We start from the raw sequence: 24,765 nt of genomic DNA, 5'->3' as shown, positions 1-24,765 counted from the left end.
TTTATTTGCCTATTCTTCTTGAGAAGTATTAAATAATATTGGTCTACTAGGAGTAATAGTAGATACTGCATGCTTATAGACCAACATTTGCTTACCGTTACAATCTAATACAATTGTAAAAGAATCAAATCCTTTTACAAATCCTTTTATCTGGTATCCATTAGTTAAATATATTATAACTTCGTTTCTGCTTTTTCTAGCTCCATTTAAAAATATATCCTGTAGGTTATTAACTGCTTTACTCATATGTATCACCCTCCATTAAATGATTATTATAAATATTCTATAAAGTATGCCAAAATCCTCTAAGTTTTATCATTTTAAATAGCTATTTACAATATATTTTATTATCTCTTCATCAGAATTAAAATCCTCTTTATTAATCCAAATTGCATTTTCTGCCCTTCTAAACCATGTTAATTGTCTTTTAGCATAATTTCTACTGCTCTTTTTTATTAAATAAATGGCTTCATCTAAAGAAATTTTACCATTAAGATAATAAAGTATCTCTTTATATCCAATGCCCTGCATAGACTGCATAGACTCAGTACAGCCCATATTCCTTAACTTTTCAACCTCATCAATAAGCCCTTGATTAAACATGATATCTACTCTTTCATCAATTCTACTATATAGCTTTTCTCTATCCATAGTTAAAATAAAATAGTGCAAATTATAAAGGCTTTTCTCTTCGATCTCTTCCTCTTCTTTTGAATATTCACTTATGCTCTTTCCTGTTATTTTATATACTTCCAAAGCTCTAATAACCCTCTTAAGATTATTATAATGAATATTACTATAGGAATGAGGATCTATATCCTTTAATAAGCTATGTACGTATTCTTTACCTCTCTCTTCCGCTAAGCCTTGTAAGTATTCCCTATAGGCTTCATCAGTTATAGCTTCTGTAAAATTATAATCATATATGACAGAATTTATATATAGTCCAGTACCACCAACTAGCATAGGTAACTTATTTTTACCATATATATTATCTATAGCTACTTTCGCATGACCCTTAAATTGTGAAGCATTGAAACTTTCTTTTGGTTCAACCACATCTATTAAGTGATGTTTGATTCCATCCATTTCGTCTTCAGTTATCTTGGCAGAGCCAATATCCATATACTTATATATTTGCATGGAATCAGCTGAAATTATTTCACCATTAAGTTTTTTTGCCAATTGTATAGAGATGTTAGTTTTTCCAACTGCAGTAGGACCCGTTAGCACTAATAAATCTCTCATAGTATACCTCCCCTACTATTGTATTCTTTTGAATCTCTTTTCTAACTCATTTAATGTAATTTTAATAATAGTTGGTCTACCATGGGGGCATGTAAAAGGTTCTTCTATATATCTTAAATCTTCTAATAACCACTCCATTTCCTCAAAAGATAATTTGTCTTTTGCTTTTACCGCTGCTTTACAAGCAAGGCTAGCTATGGAATTATATTTTACTTCTACAGTTTCTCCACTTCCCAAGTTCTTTATATTATCAATTATATCCATAAACAAGCTATTTATTTCAGGCTTTCCTAGAATAAATGGTACCTCTTTAATATTTATAGTATTATCTCCAAAAACTTCAATATTAAATCCAACTCTATCAAATAAATCCTTATTCTCCTCATAACAAGTAAAATCTTCAGGGGTTAATTCCAACACCACAGGTGATAACAATAATTGCGACTTTACAGTAGCATTGGAAATATTAAACTTATACTTTTCAAAAATAATCTTTTCATGAGCAGCATGTTGATCTATAATAAACAAATCCTCTAAACACTGAGCCAATATATACGAAGAATTAAATTGACCAATAATTTTAAGTTTGGGAAATTTAGCTTCCCTTATAACTGTAACCACCGCTTCTGAGGTTTTATTAGGCGTTTTATCGAAAGACATTTCATTAAAATCTTTATTCTCTTCTACTTTACTGCCAAATGTTGAGCTGAATGTTGAAATATCCTCATTCATCACGATTTCTTTTTTATTTAAATCTATAGGTAGTTGAATCTTTTCAACTATAGGAGCCTCATACTTATACTCTTCATATCTTGTAAGTATATTTTCATTTTCCTTTACAATTCCATTTTCATTATTATCTTTATACCTATAACTAACTTCCTCTATTTTATCTACATTATCTGTTTGAATATTATCTGTCTCAATATTAAATGTATCTTTTAAACTTTCCTTTAGGGATTGATGAACTGTTTTAAAAACTGTAGAAAATATCTCTCTGTCATCTCTAAACTTTACTTCTGTTTTAGTTGGATGAACATTAACGTCCACATATTCAGCATATATATCTAAAAACAAAATAAAAAAAGGGAATTTATTTACCGTTAAAAATGATTTAAATGCATTTTCTACAGCAGTTGTGATGGATTTGCTTTTTATATATCTTTTATTTACAAATATGCTTTGATTGTTCCTACTTCCTCTACTTATACTTTCATTACCTATATATCCGTATACAGATAAAATATCTCCATGATATTCAAAGTAACTTATATTATCAGCTACATTTTTGCCGTATATAGCCCTTATAACATTGACCATATTGCCGTCTCCATATGTATTTACTACCATTTTATTGTTATTATAAAGTTTAAATCCTATATGGGGGTTTGCAAGAGCTAATCTTTGCACTATATCTGATATTAATGCTCCTTCTCTAGATACTGATTTCATAAACTTAAGCCTGGCTGGTACATTATAGAACAAATCTTCTACTTCAATAGTAGTTCCCACATTCATCCCCGTTTCTTTATTAGATACAACCATTCCCCCTTCTAAAGATATCTCTTTACCGTAACTAAAATCTTCAACTCTACTCTTTAGCAAAGTTTTAGATACGGATGTAATACTTGCTAAAGCCTCCCCCCTAAAACCCATAGTTTGTAAAGTAAAAATATCTTCAATATTTGAAATTTTACTTGTAGCATGGGGAATAAAAGCTTTTTCTATATCTTCAGGATATATACCATGGCCATCATCGGTGATTCTTATAAGTTTCAAACCACCCTCTTCAATTTCTATGGTTATATTTTTAGAATTTGCGTCAATGCTATTTTCAACAAGTTCTTTTACTACAGAAAAAGGTCTTTCTACCACTTCACCAGCAGCTATTTTATTAAATGTATCCTGATCCAAAATATTTATCCTCTTCAAAATAATCCCCACCTTTTAAATGGATTTGGCCTTTTTTATTAATTCATATAACTTATTAAAACCTTCCATAGGAGTTATATTAATAATATCCATTGTTGCTATCTCTTTAATTAAATTCTCCTTTTGAACATGAGTAAAATCTAATTGTATGCTGTCCAATGCCACCTCTTTGCTTCCATCTTCATTATTTACATCTTTATTATCTTTATTATCTATATTTTCTATTTTTAAATCCATACTTTTATCTTTTTCTATAGAACTCAATATATCCTTAGCTCTATTGATTACATCTTCAGGTAATCCTGCAAGTTTAGCAACTTCTATACCGTAAGATTGATCCGCTCCACCTCTTATGATCTTTCTTAAGAAAACTATTTCTTTGCCTACTTCTTTTACTGAAACAGAATAGTTTTTTACTCCCGTTACTTTACCTTCTAATTGGGTTAATTCATGATAATGGGTGGCAAAAAGAGTTTTGCATTTTAAATTTACACTCTTGCAGATATACTCAATTACAGCCCAAGCTATGCTAAGTCCATCAAAAGTACTAGTTCCTCTTCCTACTTCATCAAGTAGTATTAAACTTTTGTTAGTGGCATTATTCAGTATATTAGAAACTTCCCACATTTCAACCATAAAAGTACTCTTACCAGAGGCCAAATCATCTGAAGCACCTATTCTTGTAAAGATTTTATCGCATAAAGAAATGTTTACTTCTCTTGCTGGTACAAAGCTCCCCACTTGTGCCATTATGCTTATTAAAGCAACTTGTCTCATGTAAGTTGATTTTCCAGCCATATTAGGACCAGTTATAAGTAATAATGAATCCTCTTTTGTATTTATAACTGTATCATTAGATACAAAGGTTCCTATTGGTATCATTTTTTCTATAACCGGGTGTCTACCTTCAACTATTTTAATTTCATCACCGCTAATTATTGTAGGCTTACAATAATTATTCTCTAAAGCTACTGTAGCAAGAGAACTTAAACAATCTATTGTGGAAATAATATGCGCAGACTTCTTCATTCTCTCCACTTCTTTTTCTATGTTGTCTCTTATGCTTACAAACAAATTATACTCTAAGGAAATAAGTTTATCTTCTGCATGTAATATTTTATCTTCCATCTCTTTAAGTTCTGGTGTTATATATCTTTCACAGTTTGCCAGAGTCTGTTTCCTTATATATCTATCCTCAGGCACAGAAGCCAAGTTAGTTTTTGTCACTTCGATATAATACCCAAATACTTTATTGTAACCAACTTTTAAAGATTTAATTCCTGTTATTTCTTTTTCCTTATTTTCTAATTGTGCTATCCACTCTTTGCCATGAGCCTTTGCTTTTCTTAAACTATCAACCTCTTCATCATATCCGTCCTTAATTATATTTCCTTCTTTTAAGGATAAAGATGGACTGTCCGTTATAGCTTTTTGAAGCAAGTCGTATATATCGTATAATTCATCTAAGTTTTCCCACATATTTTTTAAGAAAGGAGTGTTAAAATTCATTAAAAGCTTTTTAATTCCAGGAATTTTTTCTAAAGAATTTTTCAAAGAGATAAGCTCTTTTGCATTTACGTTTTTAGAGGATATTTTCCCTACTATTCTTTCTATATCATATATATCTTTTAAAGCTAATTTAATGTCCTCATGAAGAGAGATATTATTTAATAACTCTTCTACGCTATTTAACCTTCCCTCAATTTTCTCTTTGCTTACAAGTGGTTGCTCTAACCATTTTCTAATTTGTCTTCCTCCCATAGCGGTACTAGTTTTATCCAATACCCATAATAGGGATCCTTTCTTTGATTTATCCCTAAGAGTTTCTGTTAACTCAAGATTTCTCTTTGAGTTTATATCTATGGATAAAAAATCAACTATGCTATAATATTGAAATTTATCTATATTCGATAGCGAAGTTTTTTGAGTTTCGAATATGTATTTCAAAAGACAATTACCAGCTTTAATAAGAGATAAATTATAGTTAGTCTTTGTAAAATCTTCAAACTGATTATCTAATAAATTTTCATCTTCAAAGTAATCTTCATTAACCTTTGTAAACACCATATTAAATCTATTTCTAATGCTTTCAATAATTTCATTCGTACTATCTTCGGAAATCACCACTTCACTAGGATTATACTTTGATATTTCATCAATAATAATGTTTTCACTAAACATATGTTCTGTACCATAAAATTCGCCAGTAGAAATGTCACAAAAACATATGCCTACATGATCATTTTCCACATAAAAACTCATTATATAATTGTTTTTATTTTCATCTAAGAATGAAGGATCCGTATATGTTCCAGGAGTTACTATTTTGATTATGTCTCTTTTAACAATCCCTTTTGCTTGAGATGGATCCTCTAACTGCTCACATATAGCTACCTTGTAGCCTTTGCTAATTAATCTACTTATATATGAATCTGCTGAATGATAGGGAATTCCACACATGGGTGCTCTCTCTTCTAATCCACAATCCCTACCTGTTAATACCAACTCCAATTCCCTGGATGCAGTTTTAGCATCTTCAAAGAACATTTCGTAGAAGTCGCCAAGTCTAAAAAACAAAATACTATCTTTACATTTTTCCTTAATTTCTAAATATTGTTGCATCATTGGAGTTAATGCCAAATTACTCATCCTCCTTTAAATTTATAAAAAAAGCTCTTTAAAGAGCTTTTTTTATATTTCTTCTCCAGTCAATGAAAAAGAGTTAGATTTTACTATTTTAACTTTAATAAGTTTACCTATATTACTCTTATCTCCATAAAAGTTAACTAGTTTACTGGTTCTAGTTCTTCCTCTCAATCTGTCATCACTAGTTTTACTTTCTCCTTCTACTAGGATTTCAACAACTCTACCTTCATACTCTTTATTTTTTTTCTCAAATATTTTATTTACAGTCTCAATTAATCTATTAAACCTTTCATGCTTTGCATCGTCTGATATCTGTTCTTCCATTTCATCTGCAGGTGTACCTTTTCTCTTAGAATAAATAAATGTAAATGCAGTATCATATTCAACTTCTTTAATTAAGGATAGTGTCTCTTCAAAATCCTCTTCAGTTTCTCCAGGGAAACCAACTATTATATCTGTAGATAGAGCTACACCTGGAATTCTTTCTTTTATTTTTTTAACTAATTCTAAGTATTGTTCTCTATCATAGGATCTATTCATTTTCTTTAAGATTCTTGTTGAGCCAGATTGGACAGGTAAGTGTATGTGCTCACATAACTTATCACATTCACTAATAGCATCTATAACATCATCAGTCAAATCCTTTGGATGAGATGTCATAAATCTAATTCTTTCTATACCTTCTATTTCATTTAATCTCCTTAATAATTGGCTAAAGCTTAATAATGGAACTAAATCTTTACCATAGGAGTTTACATTTTGGCCTAACAAAGTAATTTCCTTATAACCTTCTTTTATTAGACTTTTAATTTCTTCTTCTATATCTTCAGGCTTTCTACTTCTTTCTCTTCCTCTTACATATGGAACTATACAATAAGTACAAAAATTATTGCAACCATACATAATTGTAACAAAAGCCTTTACATCACTTTTTCTATCAATTGGAAGGCCTTCTACAACACCTTCTTCTTTATTCCATATTTCAATTATTGATTTACCTTCTTGTTTTGTTCTATTTAAATACTCTGGAAACTTATGTGAGTTATGTGTTCCAAATATTATATCTACAAAAGGAAACTTCTTAATTATTCCTTCTGCCATACCTTCTTGTTGCATCATACAACCACATACAGCAATAATTAAATCAGGATTTTCTTTCTTCAGCTTTTTTAATGCTCCAAGGTTACCATAAACCTTTAATTCAGCATTTTCTCTAACACAACAAGTATTAAAAATTATTATATTTGCTTTTTCTCTATCGTCAGTATTTGAATACCCTATATTTCTTAACATACCAGATAGCTTTTCTGAATCTTCTTCATTCATCTGGCATCCCCAAGTCTCTATATAAAATAAACCTTTTTCCTTTTCCATATTGCTCACCTCATACTTAATTATAGTTTAACATTCATCATTATACTATATTATACATTATAATTGTATATATTTAATTCTATTTTGCCATTATAATATATATATAAACCACAATATATATATTTTTATTATCAAGTGGCTCTTTCAATATTTTCTAATAAATATTAAAATATTATATAATTGAAGTATTATAATTAGGGATAGGGAGTTGAATATTTATGAATATATCAAAAAGAATAGATAACATGAAATTTTCTGAAATACGTAAATTTATACCTTTTGCTGATGAAGCTAAAGAAAAAGGTATAAAGGTACATCATTTAAATATTGGTCAACCTGACATAAAGACACCTGAAGAATTTTTCCATGCAATAAATAACTTTAAAGAAAAAACTTTAAAATATGAAAATTCACAGGGAATTAAAGAACTTATTTATAGCTTCATGAAGTATTATAAATCAATTGATATACACTTAGACAAGGATGATATACTCATTACTCATGGTGCCAGCGAAGGTCTCTTGTTTGCATTGTTGACAATTTGTGACTATGGAGACGAAATAATATTACCTGAGCCATACTATACAAACTACAATAATATGGCTAAAATGGCTGGTGTAACTATTAAATCCTTTAGAACATATAGAGAAGATGGATTTCACCTTAAAAATAAAGAAGACATACTTAAAAACATTACCCCTAAAACAAAAGCTATGTTAATATGCAATCCCGGAAATCCTACTGGAGTTGTTTATACCGAAGAAGAAGTTAGATTATTATGCGATATAGCAAAGGAAAAAGACTTATTTATTATAGTAGATGAGGTTTATAGGGAGTTTGTATATGGCACTGAAAAGTTTACTTCCTTTATGTATATGGAGGATGTATCAGATAGAGTAATCTTAGTAGATAGTATTTCAAAGAGGTATAGTGCATGTGGAGCTAGAATAGGGATGCTAGTTTGTAAAAATAGAATGGTATCCAATGAATTTATGAAGCTTAGCCAAACTAGATTAAGTGTTTCAAGTATAGATCAAATAGGAGCGGCTAGTTTAATCGATGTTACTCCACAATATTTAATTGATGTAAATAAAGAATATGAAAAAAGAAGAGATGTATTGTATGAAGGACTTATAAGCATACCTGGAGTTAGTTGCGAAAAGCCCTCTGGAGCATTTTATATAATAGCGAAACTCCCTGTTAAAGATGCAGATCATTTTACAAAATGGTTATTAACAGATTTTAATCTTAATAATAAAACCATAATGATTACCCCAGCAGCAGGTTTCTACGCCACTGAAGGTTTAGGCCTCGATGAAGTTAGACTTTCATATTGTATTGATAGAGAAGACTTAAAAGAATCTATAGAAATATTAAGAAAAGCCTTAGAAAAATATAAAACAATATTTGATTAATATAGAAAAGATAGACATTTACATAATAGTCTATCTTTTTTATATGATTACTTCCATTTTGTAGTCTTCTTCTATAACTTCAAATCCACATTTTCTATATAAGTTAAAAGCTGTTTCATTGTTCCAGTCAACTTTTATCACTGCTTTTGTAAATTTATAATCTGCTATTATATCTAATAAATAATTTATTAAAATTTCTCCATAACCCTTATGTCTATACTCCTTTAATATTCCAACATTTACAATCAAAGGTGTGGAATTATAAATTATAATTTGTCCATATCCTATATAAACTCCATTTACCATAATAAAGATTGCGCCCTCTGGAAAATAATACTCTTGATATTGATCATATACTATATCTTTTACTGTAAGTGGTTTTCTAGATTGATTCTTAAAAACTTCATTTTGGATAAAACATCTTATCTCTTCATCTTTTCCACGTTGAAATACTTTAAATCGGACCTCTTTAGGTAAGAATGACTTTCTATAAAATGTTAAGTCACGCTCCATTTTTAGAGTTCCACTCTTCTTTTTAAATCCTACTTTTTCTAGTAATTTTACGTTATGTCCATTATCGCTACACATTAAATAAACTTTATCATTGGCACTAAAAATCCTTAATAATGTAATAATATTAGACACATTACATTCTTCTTCAATTAAATTTATGCTATTTATATAGTAAAGAGAGTTGCCCTCTCTAGTGTTCCATATATATCCAATGTATTTATTATTTTTTTTTAACATACACACATTTTTTCTTAATTGAATCTTACCTATTATATTCTTAGCATTATAGGGATAAAAAAAATCTTCATTATATTTATTAAAATTTAATCTTAAACTGTTCAAAACTTGAAAATAAATTATATTTTTTTTAGTCAATATTTCGTATACACACATAAACCTTCCTCATCTTGCATTACTCTATACTTATTAGTATAATTGGTAAAAATATTATAGTCAATTAGCATTCATCATAACTATTTACATAGTTTATATAATCTTCCAAAAACTTTTGTTGCAGTTCGTCTGACTTTATTAATTTGTTAAGTTTATTCATATATTTGGCTTCACTCCACCCTTTCTTTTTTATATAACGCTTTCTACCTAATTTCCAATATTTATGTGGAAAAGCTATCATAGCTAACATAGCCTCTACTTCTCCTTTTGAAAGCTTGTTAACCTCACTATAAGCTTCAATTAATTGTTTTGCTTTGTCAAAATCCCAGGCATAGGATTTCTTGAACATTAATCTCCTAATTAACTTTCCTAAATCATTTATATGCAAGTCTATTATAATACTATCTAAATCAATAAAGTAATATTCATCATCTTTTTCAATTATATTTTGGTAGTAAAAACCATCATGACAAATTGTTTTGTTTTCACTGGATTTTTTAGATAACATATAGTAATCTGAAGCATTTAGGAAATGAAGAGCCGCTAATCCTCTATTATAAAACCTATCAATATAATTCCTATAGACTATATCAAATTCGTTTTTTGATTTTTTTCTCTCAATTATATCTTTATAACTTTCTAAGTCACTAAGACTTTTATTGAATATTTTAGGCCAATTCTTAAGCTTATTCTTAATTTTTAATTTTTTAGTCTCAATCTTTGAAGAAGCAATATGAAACTTGGCAAGAAGTTTTATACAATTACAAGCCTCATGTATATCGTTTAAATCACATTCCTCTCCATCTATCCATTCAGTAACATAATAGAAAGATTTTTTATATTTTTCAAAGAGATAATTGTCTTTGGTTCTATAAAATTTAGCAGTATACGGAAACCCATGTTTGTCTAACTCTTGAACTAAAATATTACAATTTATAGCTTTTCTTTTACTTCGTCTAATTTTCTTTAAACAAACCATACCTTTATTTGTACATATTTTATAGGTACTTCTTGCTTTTTCTATATCTTTAATATCTAAATTATAATTTTCCATTATTTTATTTACAGTTTTTATTTCATGGCCAGTTAGATCATCTACATATTGAACTAATTTCCTATCCCCCATAATTTCCCTCCAATTATTATCTTATATATTATATTAACAATGGGGGGAAATATTACCTAAAATAAAAAGGTAATATTTCGAGGTCTTATATAGCTATATACTTTAAATTAGTAGATTTTATTATATCAATATAATTTATTAAAAATAAATGCGTATATAATTTTTATAATATACGCATTTATCTAAATATCTTCTTTGATTTTATATATTATTGACTTCTTTAATACTTAAACCAATTTTTTTATTTTCTTTGTCTAAATCTAAAATTTTTGCCTTTATATTTTCACCTATCTTAAGCACATCTTCTGCTTTTTCAACTCTTTTATGGCTTATCTGTGATATATGAACTAAGCCATCTATACCTGGTTCTAGCTCAACAAAGGCTCCAAATGAGGCAAAACGAACTATTTTGCCAAGTACTATTGAACCTATTGGATACTTTACATCTGCACTACTCCATGGATCTTCCTTTAATTTTTTTAAACTTAAAGCCAGTTTTTTGCTTTCTTTATCTGCATCTAAAATATATACTTTAAGCTTATCTCCAACTTTAAGCATTTTGGATGGAGATGATATTCTTCCCCAAGACATTTCTGTTATATGTAACAGCCCATCTACCCCTCCAATTTCTACAAAGGCTCCAAAGTCAGTTAATCTTTTTACTTCTCCATCAACTACTGTATCTTTTTCTAATGAATTCCATGTCTCCTCTATTCTCTTTTCCTGTATTTCTTTTAATATTTCTCTTCTCGAAGCTACTATTCTTGTATTATTCCTCTTTTCTTCAAACTCTAATATTTTAACGCTTAATTCTTTGTCCACATAAGAATTTAAATCTTCAACGTGGTTTAATTCTACATGGGAAGCTGGCAAGAAAACTCTTATAATGTCTTTATATAGTAATATTAACCCACCTTTTACTACTTCTCTTACTTTTCCTTTAATAATATCATTGCTACTAAAAGCTTCTTTTACTTCTTTATATGCATTATCTCTGTTTAATTCTATCAAAGAAACTATTGGAGAATAATTTTCAGAACCCAATTTAATTATCTTTCCTGTAATTTTTTCTCCACTCTTTAATATGCTTGTTAAATCAGCATTCTCTTCCTTTGTAACTTCATTTAATGGAAGCAGTGCATCGGATTTATAGCCTATATTTACAAAGGCTTCTTTGGGATTGACGTGGATTATTTCACCTTCTAATATTTGACCAACATGTATTTGAGCATTGTTTTTTTCCATGAATTCTAATTGTTCATTGGTTTGCATTAAATTTTCTCCATTCATTTTATTAATAGCCTCCTTTATTATCCAATCAGGTGTGGACGCGCCAGCTGTAACACCTATTGTAGAATTATTATTTATAAAATTATCAGGTATTTCTCCTGCATTTTCAACATGTATAGTATTTACACAATTATTTTTACAAATCTCATATAATTTAGTAGTATTAGAACTATTTTTCCCTCCTATTACTATCATATTATCTACTGTTTTTGAGAGATTGCCTGCTGCCATTTGCCTAATACTAGTTGCACTACATATAGTATTAAATGCTAATATTTCTTTGCATTGTTTAACAATTATACTTAAAACCTTTTCCCAATGCTCGTTTTTTTCTGTAGTCTGTGATACAACACAAATTTTTTTAGGTAGATCTTTTAAATCACTTCCATCCTTTGAAATTATTGCTGTATTATTGCACCAACCATTTATTCCAATTACCTCTGGATGAGAGCTATCCCCAACTATTAGTATCTTATAGCCTTTCTTATAATATTTTTCAACTTTCTTTTGTATATTGGACACATAAGTACAAGTAGCATCAATTACTACTAACTTTTTGTCATGTAATTTGTTAAGAACCTCTATAGATATCCCATGAGAGCGTATAATCACTACGTCTCCTTCTTTTAAATCTTTTATATCCTCTAACTCTATAGGATATATACCTTTTTCTTTTAAATAACTTACTACATCGCCATTGTGTATTAGCGGTCCTAAAGTGTAAATCGGTTTATTATATTCCTTTTTTATGTCTAATGCCATATCTACGGCTCTTTTGACGCCATAACAAAATCCTGAATTCTCAGAAAGAATTATATTCAAATTAATCACCTACTATATCGATTGAATTTTGTATGTAACATGTCATTTTTTCAATTACTTCCTCAATATTAAAATTAGATGTATCTATCTCAATAGCGCCTTCAGCTTTTCTTAATGGGTTTATCTTTCTATTGGAGTCAATATAATCTCTTTTTATTATCTCTTGTAATATATCATCATATTTCACATCTAGCCTTTTACGTATCAGCTCTTTATACCTTCTCTTTGCTCTAATCTCTGGAGAAGCTGTAACATAAAATTTTACATTAGCCTGTGGTAAAACTACGGTTCCAATGTCCCTGCCATCCATAATCACATCATATTTTTTTGATATATTCTTTTGAATTTCAACTAGTAGTTCCCTAACTTCAGGAACAGCAGCATAAAAAGAAACATTATTACTTATATCAGGATTTCTTATTTCATCACTGACGTCTTCCTCATCTATAATTAACCTATCTTTAAAGAAATAAAACTGTGAAGATTTTATTAAGCTACAAAGTGATTCCACATCATCAACTGAAATACCATTTCTCTTTGCGAGTAATGTTACCCCTCTATACATAGCTCCAGTATCTATATAGTTCAAATTAAATTTCTTTGATAGTATTTTTGCTATAGTACTCTTTCCTGCACCTGCAGGACCATCCACTGCAATTGCTATATTCAATATTAAACTTCCTTTCTGCCTTTTAGATATTTCATAAAAGTATATTCTATAAATAATATTAAAATCCTCTATTAATTATGATTAAATAGATCTGCCCTAAGTTTTTTTGCTTCTTTTAAATATATATAATTAATATTATTATTATCTCCATCTACTAATATAAGAAATCTTATACATAGTGGTAAAGAATTATCTACTTGCATTTCATTAAAATGCATCAATGAAACATTATTTAAACCATAATGTTCTCTTATAAATTTTCCAGGATAGTCTTTTGTCACATCTTTTGTACAAGATATAAAAATTGAAATTATATGGTCTAGCTTTATATTATTTTTTTCAATTATCTCCTTAAACAATTCTAAGGATGAGACTTTAATCTCTTCTACAGTATTTTCCTTTATAGTAGTGGCTCCTCTTATACTAAACATTATTCTTCACCCACCTTACTTCCTGCAATATATCCTGTGGAGAAGGCTATTTGAATATTGTACCCCCCTGTGTAGGCATCTACGTCCAAAAGCTCACCGGCAAAGTACAAGTTATTTATTAACTTTGATTTCATCGTAGATGGATCTACTTCTTTAACATCCACTCCACCTGCTGTTACAATAGCCTCTGCAATAGGTCTTAGTCCCTTTACTGTTAAAGTTAGATTTTGAATAATGTCCACAAGTCTTTTTCTTTCTTCTTTTGTTATTGAGTTTACCTTTTTATTTTCAGGTATTTCAGAAAGTCTAATAATTACAGGAATTAGTTTGCTTGGAAACAAATCCTCTAGTGAATTTTTAAAATCCTTATTTATATATTTTAGAAAGTCCTTTTGTATTCTTTTATCTAATTCTTCATTAGTTAATGCGGGTTTAAGATTAATCATTGCTTTAAACTTTTCTTTTTCACCTATAAACCTACTACCACTTAAAACTATAGGTCCAGATATTCCAAAATGGGTAAATAACATTTCTCCAAATTCATTAAAAACTTTCTTTCCCTTAGAATTTTTCAATGTTAACTCTACATTTTTTAAAGAAAGCCCTTGAAGATCTTTTGTCCATTCTTCACATGTTTCTATAGGCGCTAAAGAAGGTTTTAAAGGAGTAATTTTATGTCCAATATTTTTAGCCAGTTCATGGCCTTTCCCTGTAGAACCTGTTTGTGGATAAGACACACCACCAGTAGCTAAAATAAAATAATCTCCTTTTATAATATTTAAGTTTTTAGTCTTAATACCTATAACTAAATTATTCTTAGTTAATATATCATCAACATCCTCATTCTTCAGTACCTTTACTCCTTTTTTATTAAGTTCTTTTTCTAATGCCTTTATTATATCTGAGGATTTATCTGATTCTGGGAAAACCCTTTCTCCTCGTTCTACTTTAAGCTTTACTCCTAAGCTTTCAAAAAAATTCATAACATCAACATTAGTATATGTGTAAAGGGAACTATATAGAAATTCTGGGTTTCCAGGAATATATTCAAAAAAATCACTAATATCTTTCCCGTTAGTTACATTACATCTCCCTTTACCCGTAATAAATAATTTTTTACCTAGCTTTTCATTTTTTTCAACTAAAATAACTTCATGTTTATTCGCAGCTTGAATAGCTGCCATCATACCTGCAGGTCCCCCGCCAATTACAATTACTTTTGCCACACTTTCTCCTCCTTTTTTTGGAGCCATAATGAATAAAACGAACCCTATGGTTCGTTTAATCAACTCTATTTTCCCTATAGGAATATACTTCATAATCTTCCCAAATCTTTTCTAACTCAGTAAATGTAGAAGATATCTTTTCTTTTTCCCTTAATCCTACAGCAATAATCAATGCATTTATAACACTTAATGGTGCTACTAATGAATCCACAAAGGAAGCCATATTGCTTTGTGCAATTAATGTATAATCGGCTCTTGCTGCTAAAGGTGATAATAAGCTATCAGTTATAGCAACAACATCTGCTCCTTTATTTTTAGCATAATCCAAAGCTTCTATAGTTCTTGCTGCATATCTAGGAAATCCTATTCCAATAACTAAGTCCTCTTCAGATATATTTAACATATGTTCAAATATATCACTTACTCCATATCCAGTTACCTTTACATTATCAAGTATTAAATTTAAATAATATCCTAAAAACTCTGCTATAGCAGTTGAACTTCTAAGTCCTACAATATATATTTTTCTAGCTTTGAAAATACTATTTACTACCTCATCGAAGGTTACATGATTAATTTTTTCTAATGTAGCTCTGATATTTTCCATATCAGATTTAAGCACACTCTTAAGAGCACTTTCTTGATTTATAAAATCATTAGATAATTCAATTCTTTGCACCGTTGTCAGTTTGTTTTTTATCAATTCCTGAAGTGCTTTCTGTAACTTAGGATAACCACTAAACCCTAATTCATTAGCAAATCTTACTACAGTAGATTCACTTACACCGACACTTGTTCCTAACTTTGCAGCAGTCATAAATGCTGCTTTATCATAATGCTTTAAAATATATTCTGCTATTAGTTTTTGTCCTTTACTTAATCTAGGAAACTTTGTTTGAATTGTTCGCATCAAATCTTGTTTATTATCTTCCATAAACATCCAATCCTTTCTTCATATCCCCTAAGAAATGCAATATTTATTTCATTTTACCATCTATTGACGAAATTATCAATAATTCTTTCAATTTATTATACTATTCCTATTGCATAAAATATATCTTTACCAATTAATAAAACTTATTCAATATTCTTCAAATAGTCTAATTCCTCTTCATTTAAGAATCTCCATTCCCCTTTATTTAGATTTCCTAACTCTATTTTACCTATAGAAATTCTTTTAAGTTTTATTACAGGATGATTTATTTTTTCACACATTCTTCTTATTTGCCTATTTTTACCCTCATGTATAATAATTGATACTTTTGCATTTCCACTATCAATAGAAACAATTTCTATTTTTGCAGGAGCGGTTATATATCCTCCTATATCTAATCCATCTTTAAATTTTTCTATCTCTTCTCTAGTAGGTATTCCCTTAATAAAGGCGATATAAGTCTTTTTTTTCTCAACCCTTGGATGCATAATATTGTTATAAACTTCTCCGTCATTAGTAAGTAACAATAAACCTGAGGTATCATAATCTAGCCTTCCAATAGGATATATTCTTTCATCTACTTTTACCAAATCTAATACAGTTTTTCTTCCTTTTTCATCTTTTACAGTACATACATACCCCTCAGGTTTATTTAATAATATATAAACTTTTCTTTCCTCAGGCTTTATTACCAATCCTTCTACTTCTACTGTATCTTTGTCACTTACTTTATAACCTAATTCATTAATTATTCTTCCATTTACTTTTACTTTACCTTTTAAAATTATTTCTTCACTCTTTCTTCTAGAAGCTACTCCACACCTAGCCATAAACTTTTGTAGTCTTTCCTCCATAAGTCTGCTCTCCTTTTCCTTTATCCTAACGTTACATCTAATATCATCATTATTACAAATCCAAATAATAATCCATAGGTAGCTATTCTTTCAAACCCATGTTCATGAGTTTCAGGTATTATTTCATCACTGATTACAAATAACATTGCCCCTGCTGCTAATGCTAATATAAATGGCAATATAGGTTTTGATATTTTAATCATCAACATTCCTATTATTCCCCCGATAGGTTCAACTAATCCAGTAAGTAAAGCTATATAAAAAGCTTTGCTATTCGAGTAATTTTCTCTCTTCAATGCTAGTGCCACAGCCATTCCCTCTGGTATATTTTGAAGTCCTATACCTAATGCTAATGAGATTCCATCATATATATTTCCACTCCCAAAACCAACTCCAACTGCTAATCCTTCGGGAAAGTTATGAATTGTTATTGCAATTATAAATAGCCAGACCTTAGATAAAGAAGAGCTTACCCCTTCTTTTTTACCTCTAAATAAAATATGCTCATGAGGAGCATATCTGTCTATAAAATCTAGCATTATCCCTCCCGACAATATTCCTGCTGAGGTAAGCATTACAGCATTCAGTCCTCCTCCTCCATATTCTATTGAAGGAATAATTAAACTAAAGCATGTAGCTGCAAGCATTACCCCTGCCGCAAATCCTAATAATCCATCTAAATGTTTATGAGATATTTCTTTTACAAAAAATATTGGTATAGCTCCTAAAGCAGTAGCCATCCCAGCTAATATACAACCGATTAATCCAATCAGAAATGTGTTCACTACCATCATCCCCTTATAATATGTTCATATAAACATTATACAATATAGAAAGCATATGATGAATCATACATATGCTTTACTCTACTTCCCCTATTCTAATTTTTCTTGTATGCTTTGTATGACTCCATTCTTTATCTTTTTTATATATTATACCTTGGATTGTTATAGGAATCCAAGTAAAAACATAAATATTATACATAAGATATCTGATAAAAAGTTTTAAATATTGCTTCCCATTCACCATATATAAAAGAAACAATATGGCAATGGATAGTAATAAGCTGAAAATTATTTTGTTTATAAGGGTGTTATTAATATTAAAAATATATGAATATGTAGTTATACTAAAAAAATAAAATATAAAAATTGAAAACATAAATTTTGAAATTTTTTTCTCGATAACCATTATTAAAGGGTTAAGAGCCAATTGAAAAATAGCGATAATTTGTATTATAATAGGTGATAGTATAAAACTCATTGTAAAAAAATTATTATTGTAAGGCAAAAAACTAGTTAAGAATGTAAGAGCGGTAGAAAATCCAAACAATAATATTACAAATGGTTGTATAGTATAAAGTGCGCAATCTAATGCAATAATATCTTTTTCTTTATATGCTTTACGCATTAATTTTAAAAAAAACCTAGAAGAAACATCTGCAAAGCCTTGCATCCATCTCTTTCTTTGTTTCCATGATTGCTTTAAAGTTAACGGTTTTTCATCATATACTATGGCACTGTGTGCCCACCCTACCTTATAATTATTCATTACTAATTTACAAGTAAATTCCAAATCCTCAGTAAGACAAGTAGATCCCCATCCTAGCTCCTTTAAAATTTTTGTATGTACACAAAAACCCGTTCCACCTATTTGATTTGATAGTTTTAAATTCTTTCTGCCTAATTGAAATAGCCTATTGGCATTCCAAAATGATATGGAATAAGATTGTGTTATCCAAGAATCATATGGATTTTTACTATCAATATATCCTTGAATCACCTTATATCCTTGACCTAATTTATTATCCATTTCAAGTAAAAAATTTTTTGAAACTAAGTTATCTGCATCGAATATACATATACCATCGTAATCATTTTCCATAGCAAAGATCTTATTAAACATCCATTCTAAAGCATACCCTTTGCCTCTTTTTTTATTATTTTTTCTTTCAAATACCTTTACTCCTAAAGATGCTGAAATATTAGCGGTGTTATCCGTACAATTATCAGCAATTATAAATATATCGTATAAATCTTTTGGATAATTAAGAGATTTTAAACTCTCGATAGTATTTTCTATCACTAGCTCTTCATTATGAGCTGCTACTACCATAGCAAATTTTTTTGTTGGGTTGTTATATGTTTTATTTTCATTAACTCTTGAAAACAGTCCAAATAATGAAATTATAAAATAATATGAAGCTATTAAAAAGACAGTTATTTGTGTTATAGCGGTTAAATAATAAAATAAATCTTTCATTAAATCACTTCCAACTTCACCATAATAAAAGGGAAACTTTACTTTAATGTAAAGTCCCCCTTATGATAAAGTGTAACCATTTTTTATTTTTTTATTATACTAAAATATATTTTCTCCGTTATTATCTAAAGTCTTCGATATACTTTCTACTTCATTAAACATAGATAGAATTTTTTTGGATAGTTCTTCAGCTTCATAATAGCTCTTCTCAGCTAAAGTTTTATTCCCATCTTTAATATAACCTATGGTTTTATCTCCACTGTTATGAAAGTTTAAATGAACTTCTCCAATGCTATCCCATATTTTTTTTATATTACTATGTGATGGTGTTACAGCATAGTAAAAATGTCCAAACCCGCATTTATGGCCATTTGTTTGAAGAGGCTGCACTTCCATGCTATCTACCATATCATTTAACTTCCGGAGCCATTTTTTATGGGTCTCTATGGCTGATTCTATAGCTATTATAAATTCCTTATTAGGGAACTTAAAGATTTTTTCCTTAGTAATTGTGCCACCTAATATAGCTAATTTGTTTATTTCTTCTTCAATATCATCTAATGAGCCAGTAAGATTATCTATATTTAAGGATTCATTTTTAATGTAATCTGACACTTCTGTTAAACTAGTTGTATCGTCAATTATCGAATCCATAGTGGCCGTTATTTCTTCTGTAGAGGCATTTATTTCTTCCGAACTTGCAGAAAGTACATGCATACTAGATACCATGCTTTCAATGGAGTCTTTGCTTTTTTCGAAAGATGAAGCTACTATTTTAACTTTGTCATCCATCTTTCCTATGTAATCAATAGTATACTTAACACTTTTGTTACTTACTATAGAAGCCTCTTCTATATCCTTCATCAAACCTTGCATAAATTTCAACTGGTTTTTAGTATCCTCAGCAAGCTTTCTTACCTCTTCTGCAACAATAACAAATCCTCTACCACTTTCCCCTGCTCTAGCAGCTTCTATGCTAGCATTAAGAGCTAATAGATTTGTTTGTGCTGCTATACTATCTATACCAGTTACTATTTCTTTCATATTTGTAACTTCACTCATAAGTTTATCCAAATTGAACTCCATAGTTTTTGAGTTTTCATTTAGTGTACTATTAACTTGAAGAATTTCTTCTAAAACTAAATTATTATTGTCTAACTCTTTTGTAATTATATCAGTTTGATTTACTAAATTTGTTATTTCATTTGAATTCTCTGTTATAGAATCATTTATTTGATTCATGCTAGCATTTGTTTCTTCAATAGCCGCCAATAGATTTTCAGAAGAATCATTAAGTTTCACAGAATGTTTCTCTAAATTTTCAACTGAGTGAGTGAGTTCAATTTTAAATGAACTAGCTTCTGTTGTTGTCTTTAATAATCCTTTAATTAGTTTATTAAAGTTTGTAGATACTCTTCTGCAAGTGCCTGTTATATCTCCAATAAATTTTATTGTTTTATTATCATTGTTTTTAACTATATTCTCCACTGTATTAATATCATTTTTTTCATAACTAACTACTAATTTTTCAATTTCCTTATTCCATCTACTAAACTTGCCAAACATCGTTAATCCTCCACAATAAATTAAGTTTAAAATTTACCTTCTGCATATACTTCCTCTAAAGGTTTTCTTGTTCCTGGTTCTTCCCTACTTATAAAATCTTCTGTTGGTAGAGTAATTTTATCACCTAAATGCCCAACTGCAACCACAGCTAATATGTCATATTCTTCTGGTATATTTAAGGTTTCTCTCGCTAAATCTTTTTTGAAACCTCCCATTGCATGAGTGATTAAACCTCTTCTTTGGGCTTCTAATGATAAATATCCCCATGCAGTTCCTGCATCAAATTTACTCCAATAGTTTTCTCTTCCATCAAGGTTAAAAGTGTTCTTACTTAATATAAGTATAAAAGCCGGAGCCTTATCTGCCCATAATCTATTGCTATCTACTAATATACTTCTTGTCATATTTAAGTGTTCATCCTTATACATTAATAAGAATTTCCATGGTTGTTCATTAAAACAAGATGGAGCATATCTAGCAGCTTCTATTAGTGGAAGCAAATCCTCTTTTGATAAACTTTCTTTTTTAAAAGCTCTAGGTGACCACCTCTCCTTAACTTCTTCTAAGATATCATAATTAAAAAATCTATTCATAATTTCACATCCTTTTATATTTTATCGAAATATTTTCTAACAACTATAATTTATTATACTACATTAATTTACTAAATTATACAATAAAGATTAAGTTTACATTTTGTTGAATATACATAATTTATATTATGTAAACTAATCTTTGATAAAAAAATATTAATTCACCGAATTACAGTATTTGAATATATTAGAAATATAGACTCTCCCTATTTTCATTAACATATTAATAAAAAGGAGGGTTGATTATGGGACACAAACGTAGACATTGTTGTGAACGCGAATGCTGCAGGAGGAAATGTGACTGTTGTGATAACTGTAGTAGTTGTAGCCCTAGGTGCTGTAATAGCTTTGGAGGAGGCAATTTCTTTGGTGGATGCAACAATGGTATATTGCCGTTAATTGCTTTAGCATTGATTTTTAATAGATGTTAGTTTAATAATAATAGAGGCTCTCCTTAAAAGGGAAGCCTCTTACCATTTATATTGCCTTATTTTTAATTAATATTTTCACTATTAAAATTCCTAAAAAACCCCCAATTAAAGCAGTTATAAGTTGAGGTACGCCCATCATAATTCCAAGTTTTTCAGCAACTTTTTCTGGTAATCCTAAATTAAATAAATAAATTAATTTTTTTGCAGATAGAGATAAAAATAAAAATTTTAATACTGCTGAAATTAGTAAAAATATATAATTACTTATGTCTTTATTTCCTTTTAACAATCCAAATGAAATGGTAAATATTGCGTTACCTATGATTATAAAAGGTACAAATGGCCCCATAGGTCCAGGAAGTTGTCCGATTATCCAAGCTAGCATGGGAGTTAAAGCTCCCAATAAAACAGCCCAGTAAATTCCACTGCTAAATACAGAAATAATCAATGCTGCATTTACTATGGAACCTACAAAGATTTGGCTAATTTGAGGATAACTTCTACCTAACGCTTGAACACCTATGGAAATTGCTAATAATAAAGCAGTTCTAACTAATTTTTTAGAGTCCTTCATATATACATCCCCCCATCATTTTTTAGTTATGGCCGATTTTACATTTATTCCTGATATATTACCCAACTTTCCTGTTAATGCACTGATTTCATCTGAAGTACCATCCACAATTAAGGAGATTACACTAATATCTCTTTCTCTATAAGGTATACCCATGCGTCCAACAATTATATGAGCATAGTTATGCAATATTTCATTTACTTTAGCCGAACTCTCAAAATTTTCAATTACGATCCCCACTACTCCAACTCTTTTATCCATTGTAAAACCTCCTCAAAATAAAAAACTCCTAGTTAAACTAGAAGATTTATGTTACCAAAATTAATTATATATTATAGGCACCACACTCCCCTCTTGTTTAGAACTTTCCTCACAATTAGGCTAATTATTTAAATTTATTTTAAATCTATTCTCTTTCATCAGATTGTTCCAATAAAAGGGATATAGGTAAATTATATTTCTCTATGGCTTTTATGTCAATATATGACTTCCCTTTAATAATATTCTTTTATAATAATAAAAGCTGGGATTTCCCAGCTCTAATTTAATTGTACTATCAATTATTTAAATGTAGCCTAGTAATATGTAAATTAAATATCTGGTATAGATCGATGACCTATTCCAATAACCACTTCATTTAAATGAAGCAAACCTATACTCATAAAGATACAAACGCTTAAATGCTCTCCAGCTCTTGATATTCCTATTTTTCCACCAACATTTAAACCACTGGCTTTACTTAATATCTGTAAAATAGCCTCCCTAGTAGCACCAGCTACCGCCCCATCATGCACATGACAATCTTTTATAACTCCACATCTTTTTGAAGCTACTAAGGCTCTTTCTACTATCTTTGGAATAGATGCATTAATATTTCCACCTATATCTACAGCTACAGTACTTATCCCTTTATTTTTAAAATTCTCTTCTAATGTTTTTTCTTCCTCCCTTGAGGATATCGCCATTTCTATTGCAGCTTTAGCAACATCTACGCTACCAATTTTCACGATTTTACACCACCTCTATTCTTAATACATTATCATTGTATCATATTTGCTTTTCTCTTAAAACCAAAATACATTAAGATACCATCTACACCCCATTGTAATGAAGTTATCCACCAGACATATGTCACTGGTTTTTTACAAATATAAATAAAATAATACATTAATGGCATTCTTATAAACCATGCAGTAAAAGTAGAAATAATAAAAGGAGTTTTAACATCTCCTAATCCCTTTAAAGCGCCAGAAAACACACTGGAAATTGCTATAAAAGGCTGCTCTATAGCTCCTATTAAAAGACACATTCCAGTATAGTAAATCACCTCCACTTCTTCCTTATTAATAAATACTTTTGATAGTTCAAAGGGAAACAGAAAAAATATCACTGAAAATATTAAGCTAATTATTATTGCAAATACGCATGAATAGTAAGTATATTTTTTGCCCATTAAAATATTTCCCTCTCCTACCTTTATACCTACAATGGTTGTTATAGCTACTCCTAAGCTTATACTAAGCATAAAAGATGCAGCTTCTATTGTGTTCGCAATTTGATTTGCTGCAAAAGCTTTTGATCCTAGAGATAAAATCATTCCAGTACAGATTAATCTGCTTATACTATATGCTCCTTCTTCAAATATGCAAGATAGTCCTCCTCTTAAAAAACCAAAAATTTTATATAATCTAATTTTTTTATTAAAAATTTTAATATATCCATTTTTCCTTAAATGCTTTATTATAAAAAAAACTCCTGCTATCTGTGATATCAGTGTAGCTAAAGCTGGACCCTTAATTCCAACTGGGACTGGAAAGGCCCCTACTACAAGCAATAAATAAAAACTTATTTTAAAAAAGCATATGACTAATGAAGTAATAAATGGCGTAATTGTATCTCCTATTCCTCTTAATATAGCATTTATAGTATGCACAAATATTCCTGGAATAAGAGTTAAGCTTATTATTTTTATATAGGATATTCCCAAATCCATTACCTTTCCTTCTGCATTCATTAATGATAAAATCTTGCTACCACTTTTATTTAATAATAAACATAGTGCTATAGATAATATTGCTCCCAAAAATACCCCTATAAAGGAATAGTCCATTATTGATCTTTTATCTTTTTTTCCAAAACTTCTAGCAATATAGGAAGTTATAGCAATACATAGGCCTGATGTGATAAATATACTATAAACACTATCTATTAATTCATTGCATAATGTAATAGCACTGACATACTCATTGCCACCAAATCTTCCTATCATAATTAATTCAAAAGAATTTGCAAAATTATATACTATCATTTCCCCCATTACTGGTATTGATAGTATCATTATATCTTCAATTACTTCTCTTACTTTCATTTTATTTATTACACCAAATTATTACTATCAATAATGTATATTTATATTTTTTTATAATACAACCAATTTTAAGTAAATAGCTATAAAAATTCCCTTT

The 24,765-nt window shown here is 29.2% G+C and carries 23 protein-coding genes; 2 read left to right on the top strand and 21 right to left on the bottom strand.

Annotation, left to right across the window (positions count from 1 at the left end; translation table 11 throughout):
• Positions 1–9: 9 nt before the first annotated feature.
• From hfq to miaB, 5 genes are all read right to left on the bottom strand, one after another.
• Complete coding sequence (hfq, locus tag RYO54_RS01455) at positions 10–246, bottom strand: RNA chaperone Hfq (protein ID WP_315114808.1); 237 nt, start codon at positions 244–246, stop codon at positions 10–12.
• A gap of 69 nt (positions 247–315) precedes the next feature.
• Positions 316–1,248 carry a tRNA (adenosine(37)-N6)-dimethylallyltransferase MiaA gene (gene miaA, locus RYO54_RS01450; protein ID WP_315114806.1) on the bottom strand — a complete coding sequence of 311 codons (933 nt, stop codon included), beginning with the start codon at positions 1,246–1,248 and terminating at the stop codon, positions 316–318.
• Positions 1,249–1,263: 15 nt separating this feature from the next.
• On the bottom strand, positions 1,264–3,180 hold the full coding sequence (gene mutL / locus RYO54_RS01445; protein WP_315114804.1) for a DNA mismatch repair endonuclease MutL: 1,917 nt from the start codon (positions 3,178–3,180) through the stop codon (positions 1,264–1,266).
• 15 nt (positions 3,181–3,195) lie between these two features.
• Entirely contained in the window at positions 3,196–5,820 is a 2,625-nt protein-coding gene (mutS, locus tag RYO54_RS01440; protein WP_315114802.1) for a DNA mismatch repair protein MutS, read from the bottom strand.
• Between the two features lie 51 nt (positions 5,821–5,871).
• Complete coding sequence (miaB, locus tag RYO54_RS01435; RefSeq protein WP_315114800.1) at positions 5,872–7,200, bottom strand: tRNA (N6-isopentenyl adenosine(37)-C2)-methylthiotransferase MiaB; 1,329 nt, start codon at positions 7,198–7,200, stop codon at positions 5,872–5,874.
• Between the two features lie 218 nt (positions 7,201–7,418).
• Here miaB and RYO54_RS01430 point away from each other — a divergent pair, with 218 nt between their 5' ends.
• Positions 7,419–8,615 carry a pyridoxal phosphate-dependent aminotransferase gene (locus RYO54_RS01430; RefSeq protein WP_315114798.1) on the top strand — a complete coding sequence of 399 codons (1,197 nt, stop codon included), beginning with the start codon at positions 7,419–7,421 and terminating at the stop codon, positions 8,613–8,615.
• A 39-nt stretch (positions 8,616–8,654) separates the two neighbouring features.
• Here the strand turns inward: RYO54_RS01430 and RYO54_RS01425 are convergent, their stop codons facing one another.
• From RYO54_RS01425 to RYO54_RS01370, 12 genes are all read right to left on the bottom strand, one after another.
• Positions 8,655–9,521, bottom strand: coding sequence for a GNAT family N-acetyltransferase (locus RYO54_RS01425; protein ID WP_315114796.1), 867 nt, complete (start codon positions 9,519–9,521; stop codon positions 8,655–8,657).
• A gap of 64 nt (positions 9,522–9,585) precedes the next feature.
• Positions 9,586–10,647, bottom strand: coding sequence for a CotS family spore coat protein (locus RYO54_RS01420; protein WP_315114795.1), 1,062 nt, complete (start codon positions 10,645–10,647; stop codon positions 9,586–9,588).
• Positions 10,648–10,848: 201 nt separating this feature from the next.
• A complete protein-coding gene (locus RYO54_RS01415) occupies positions 10,849–12,759 on the bottom strand; it encodes a bifunctional 4-hydroxy-3-methylbut-2-enyl diphosphate reductase/30S ribosomal protein S1 (protein WP_315114794.1) in 1,911 nt (636 codons plus the stop codon).
• A 1-nt stretch (position 12,760) separates the two neighbouring features.
• Positions 12,761–13,429, bottom strand: a complete 669-nt coding sequence (gene cmk, locus RYO54_RS01410) for a (d)CMP kinase (protein WP_315114792.1) — start codon at positions 13,427–13,429, stop codon at positions 12,761–12,763.
• Between the two features lie 71 nt (positions 13,430–13,500).
• Complete coding sequence (aroH, locus tag RYO54_RS01405) at positions 13,501–13,860, bottom strand: chorismate mutase (RefSeq protein ID WP_315114790.1); 360 nt, start codon at positions 13,858–13,860, stop codon at positions 13,501–13,503.
• Positions 13,860–15,086, bottom strand: coding sequence for an NAD(P)/FAD-dependent oxidoreductase (locus tag RYO54_RS01400; protein ID WP_315114788.1), 1,227 nt, complete (start codon positions 15,084–15,086; stop codon positions 13,860–13,862). The genes aroH and RYO54_RS01400 overlap by 1 nt, the downstream gene beginning before the upstream one ends.
• Before the next feature lie 55 nt (positions 15,087–15,141).
• A complete protein-coding gene (locus RYO54_RS01395; protein ID WP_315114787.1) occupies positions 15,142–16,020 on the bottom strand; it encodes a MurR/RpiR family transcriptional regulator in 879 nt (292 codons plus the stop codon).
• Between the two features lie 143 nt (positions 16,021–16,163).
• Positions 16,164–16,874, bottom strand: coding sequence for a pseudouridine synthase (locus RYO54_RS01390; protein ID WP_315114786.1), 711 nt, complete (start codon positions 16,872–16,874; stop codon positions 16,164–16,166).
• Between the two features lie 20 nt (positions 16,875–16,894).
• Positions 16,895–17,668, bottom strand: coding sequence for a ZIP family metal transporter (locus tag RYO54_RS01385; protein WP_399548866.1), 774 nt, complete (start codon positions 17,666–17,668; stop codon positions 16,895–16,897).
• 67 nt (positions 17,669–17,735) lie between these two features.
• A complete protein-coding gene (locus tag RYO54_RS01380; protein ID WP_315114782.1) occupies positions 17,736–19,136 on the bottom strand; it encodes a glycosyltransferase family 2 protein in 1,401 nt (466 codons plus the stop codon).
• Between the two features lie 99 nt (positions 19,137–19,235).
• Entirely contained in the window at positions 19,236–20,702 is a 1,467-nt protein-coding gene (locus RYO54_RS01375; RefSeq protein WP_315114780.1) for a methyl-accepting chemotaxis protein, read from the bottom strand.
• A 26-nt stretch (positions 20,703–20,728) separates the two neighbouring features.
• On the bottom strand, positions 20,729–21,295 hold the full coding sequence (locus RYO54_RS01370; RefSeq protein ID WP_315114779.1) for a nitroreductase family protein: 567 nt from the start codon (positions 21,293–21,295) through the stop codon (positions 20,729–20,731).
• A 270-nt stretch (positions 21,296–21,565) separates the two neighbouring features.
• Between RYO54_RS01370 and RYO54_RS01365 the strand changes: the two genes are divergently transcribed.
• Positions 21,566–21,694 carry a hypothetical protein gene (locus tag RYO54_RS01365; protein ID WP_315114778.1) on the top strand — a complete coding sequence of 43 codons (129 nt, stop codon included), beginning with the start codon at positions 21,566–21,568 and terminating at the stop codon, positions 21,692–21,694.
• A gap of 78 nt (positions 21,695–21,772) precedes the next feature.
• On the opposite strand, the gene RYO54_RS01360 is transcribed toward RYO54_RS01365, so the two are convergent.
• The 4 genes from RYO54_RS01360 to RYO54_RS01345 all read right to left on the bottom strand — a co-directional run bounded on the left by RYO54_RS01360 (position 21,773) and on the right by RYO54_RS01345 (position 24,668).
• Positions 21,773–22,300, bottom strand: a complete 528-nt coding sequence (locus tag RYO54_RS01360; protein WP_315114777.1) for an ECF transporter S component — start codon at positions 22,298–22,300, stop codon at positions 21,773–21,775.
• A gap of 15 nt (positions 22,301–22,315) precedes the next feature.
• The gene (locus RYO54_RS01355) at positions 22,316–22,561 is read right to left on the bottom strand and encodes a TM1266 family iron-only hydrogenase system putative regulator (RefSeq protein WP_315114776.1); all 246 of its coding nucleotides are present in this window, start codon (positions 22,559–22,561) and stop codon (positions 22,316–22,318) included.
• Positions 22,562–22,890: 329 nt separating this feature from the next.
• Positions 22,891–23,307, bottom strand: coding sequence for a HutP family protein (locus tag RYO54_RS01350; RefSeq protein ID WP_315114773.1), 417 nt, complete (start codon positions 23,305–23,307; stop codon positions 22,891–22,893).
• 32 nt (positions 23,308–23,339) lie between these two features.
• The gene (locus tag RYO54_RS01345; RefSeq protein ID WP_315114772.1) at positions 23,340–24,668 is read right to left on the bottom strand and encodes an MATE family efflux transporter; all 1,329 of its coding nucleotides are present in this window, start codon (positions 24,666–24,668) and stop codon (positions 23,340–23,342) included.
• Positions 24,669–24,765: the final 97 nt, after the last annotated feature.

The organism is uncultured Clostridium sp. (genome assembly GCF_963515715.1).
Taxonomy (GTDB): Bacteria; Bacillota; Clostridia; order Clostridiales; family Clostridiaceae; genus Clostridium_AW.
This window is presented reverse-complemented; position numbering and strand designations above follow the sequence as displayed.

Excerpts from the sequence above, each read along its gene's own strand:
- RYO54_RS01370 (WP_315114779.1), bottom strand. The coding sequence starts at position 21,295 with ATGAATAGATTTTTTAATTATGATATCTTAGAAGAAGTTAAGGAGAGG.
- RYO54_RS01430 (WP_315114798.1), top strand. The coding sequence starts at position 7,419 with ATGAATATATCAAAAAGAATAGATAACATGAAATTTTCTGAAATACGT.
- aroH (WP_315114790.1), bottom strand. The coding sequence starts at position 13,860 with ATGTTTAGTATAAGAGGAGCCACTACTATAAAGGAAAATACTGTAGAA.
- RYO54_RS01390 (WP_315114786.1), bottom strand. The coding sequence starts at position 16,874 with ATGGAGGAAAGACTACAAAAGTTTATGGCTAGGTGTGGAGTAGCTTCT.
- RYO54_RS01375 (WP_315114780.1), bottom strand. The coding sequence starts at position 20,702 with ATGTTTGGCAAGTTTAGTAGATGGAATAAGGAAATTGAAAAATTAGTA.
- RYO54_RS01395 (WP_315114787.1), bottom strand. The coding sequence starts at position 16,020 with ATGGAAGATAATAAACAAGATTTGATGCGAACAATTCAAACAAAGTTT.
- RYO54_RS01380 (WP_315114782.1), bottom strand. The coding sequence starts at position 19,136 with ATGAAAGATTTATTTTATTATTTAACCGCTATAACACAAATAACTGTC.
- miaB (WP_315114800.1), bottom strand. The coding sequence starts at position 7,200 with ATGGAAAAGGAAAAAGGTTTATTTTATATAGAGACTTGGGGATGCCAG.
- RYO54_RS01425 (WP_315114796.1), bottom strand. The coding sequence starts at position 9,521 with ATGTGTGTATACGAAATATTGACTAAAAAAAATATAATTTATTTTCAA.
- RYO54_RS01345 (WP_315114772.1), bottom strand. The coding sequence starts at position 24,668 with ATGAAAGTAAGAGAAGTAATTGAAGATATAATGATACTATCAATACCA.
- RYO54_RS01385 (WP_399548866.1), bottom strand. The coding sequence starts at position 17,668 with ATGATGGTAGTGAACACATTTCTGATTGGATTAATCGGTTGTATATTA.
- RYO54_RS01420 (WP_315114795.1), bottom strand. The coding sequence starts at position 10,647 with ATGGGGGATAGGAAATTAGTTCAATATGTAGATGATCTAACTGGCCAT.
- RYO54_RS01355 (WP_315114776.1), bottom strand. The coding sequence starts at position 22,561 with ATGGATAAAAGAGTTGGAGTAGTGGGGATCGTAATTGAAAATTTTGAG.
- miaA (WP_315114806.1), bottom strand. The coding sequence starts at position 1,248 with ATGAGAGATTTATTAGTGCTAACGGGTCCTACTGCAGTTGGAAAAACT.
- RYO54_RS01360 (WP_315114777.1), bottom strand. The coding sequence starts at position 22,300 with ATGAAGGACTCTAAAAAATTAGTTAGAACTGCTTTATTATTAGCAATT.
- hfq (WP_315114808.1), bottom strand. The coding sequence starts at position 246 with ATGAGTAAAGCAGTTAATAACCTACAGGATATATTTTTAAATGGAGCT.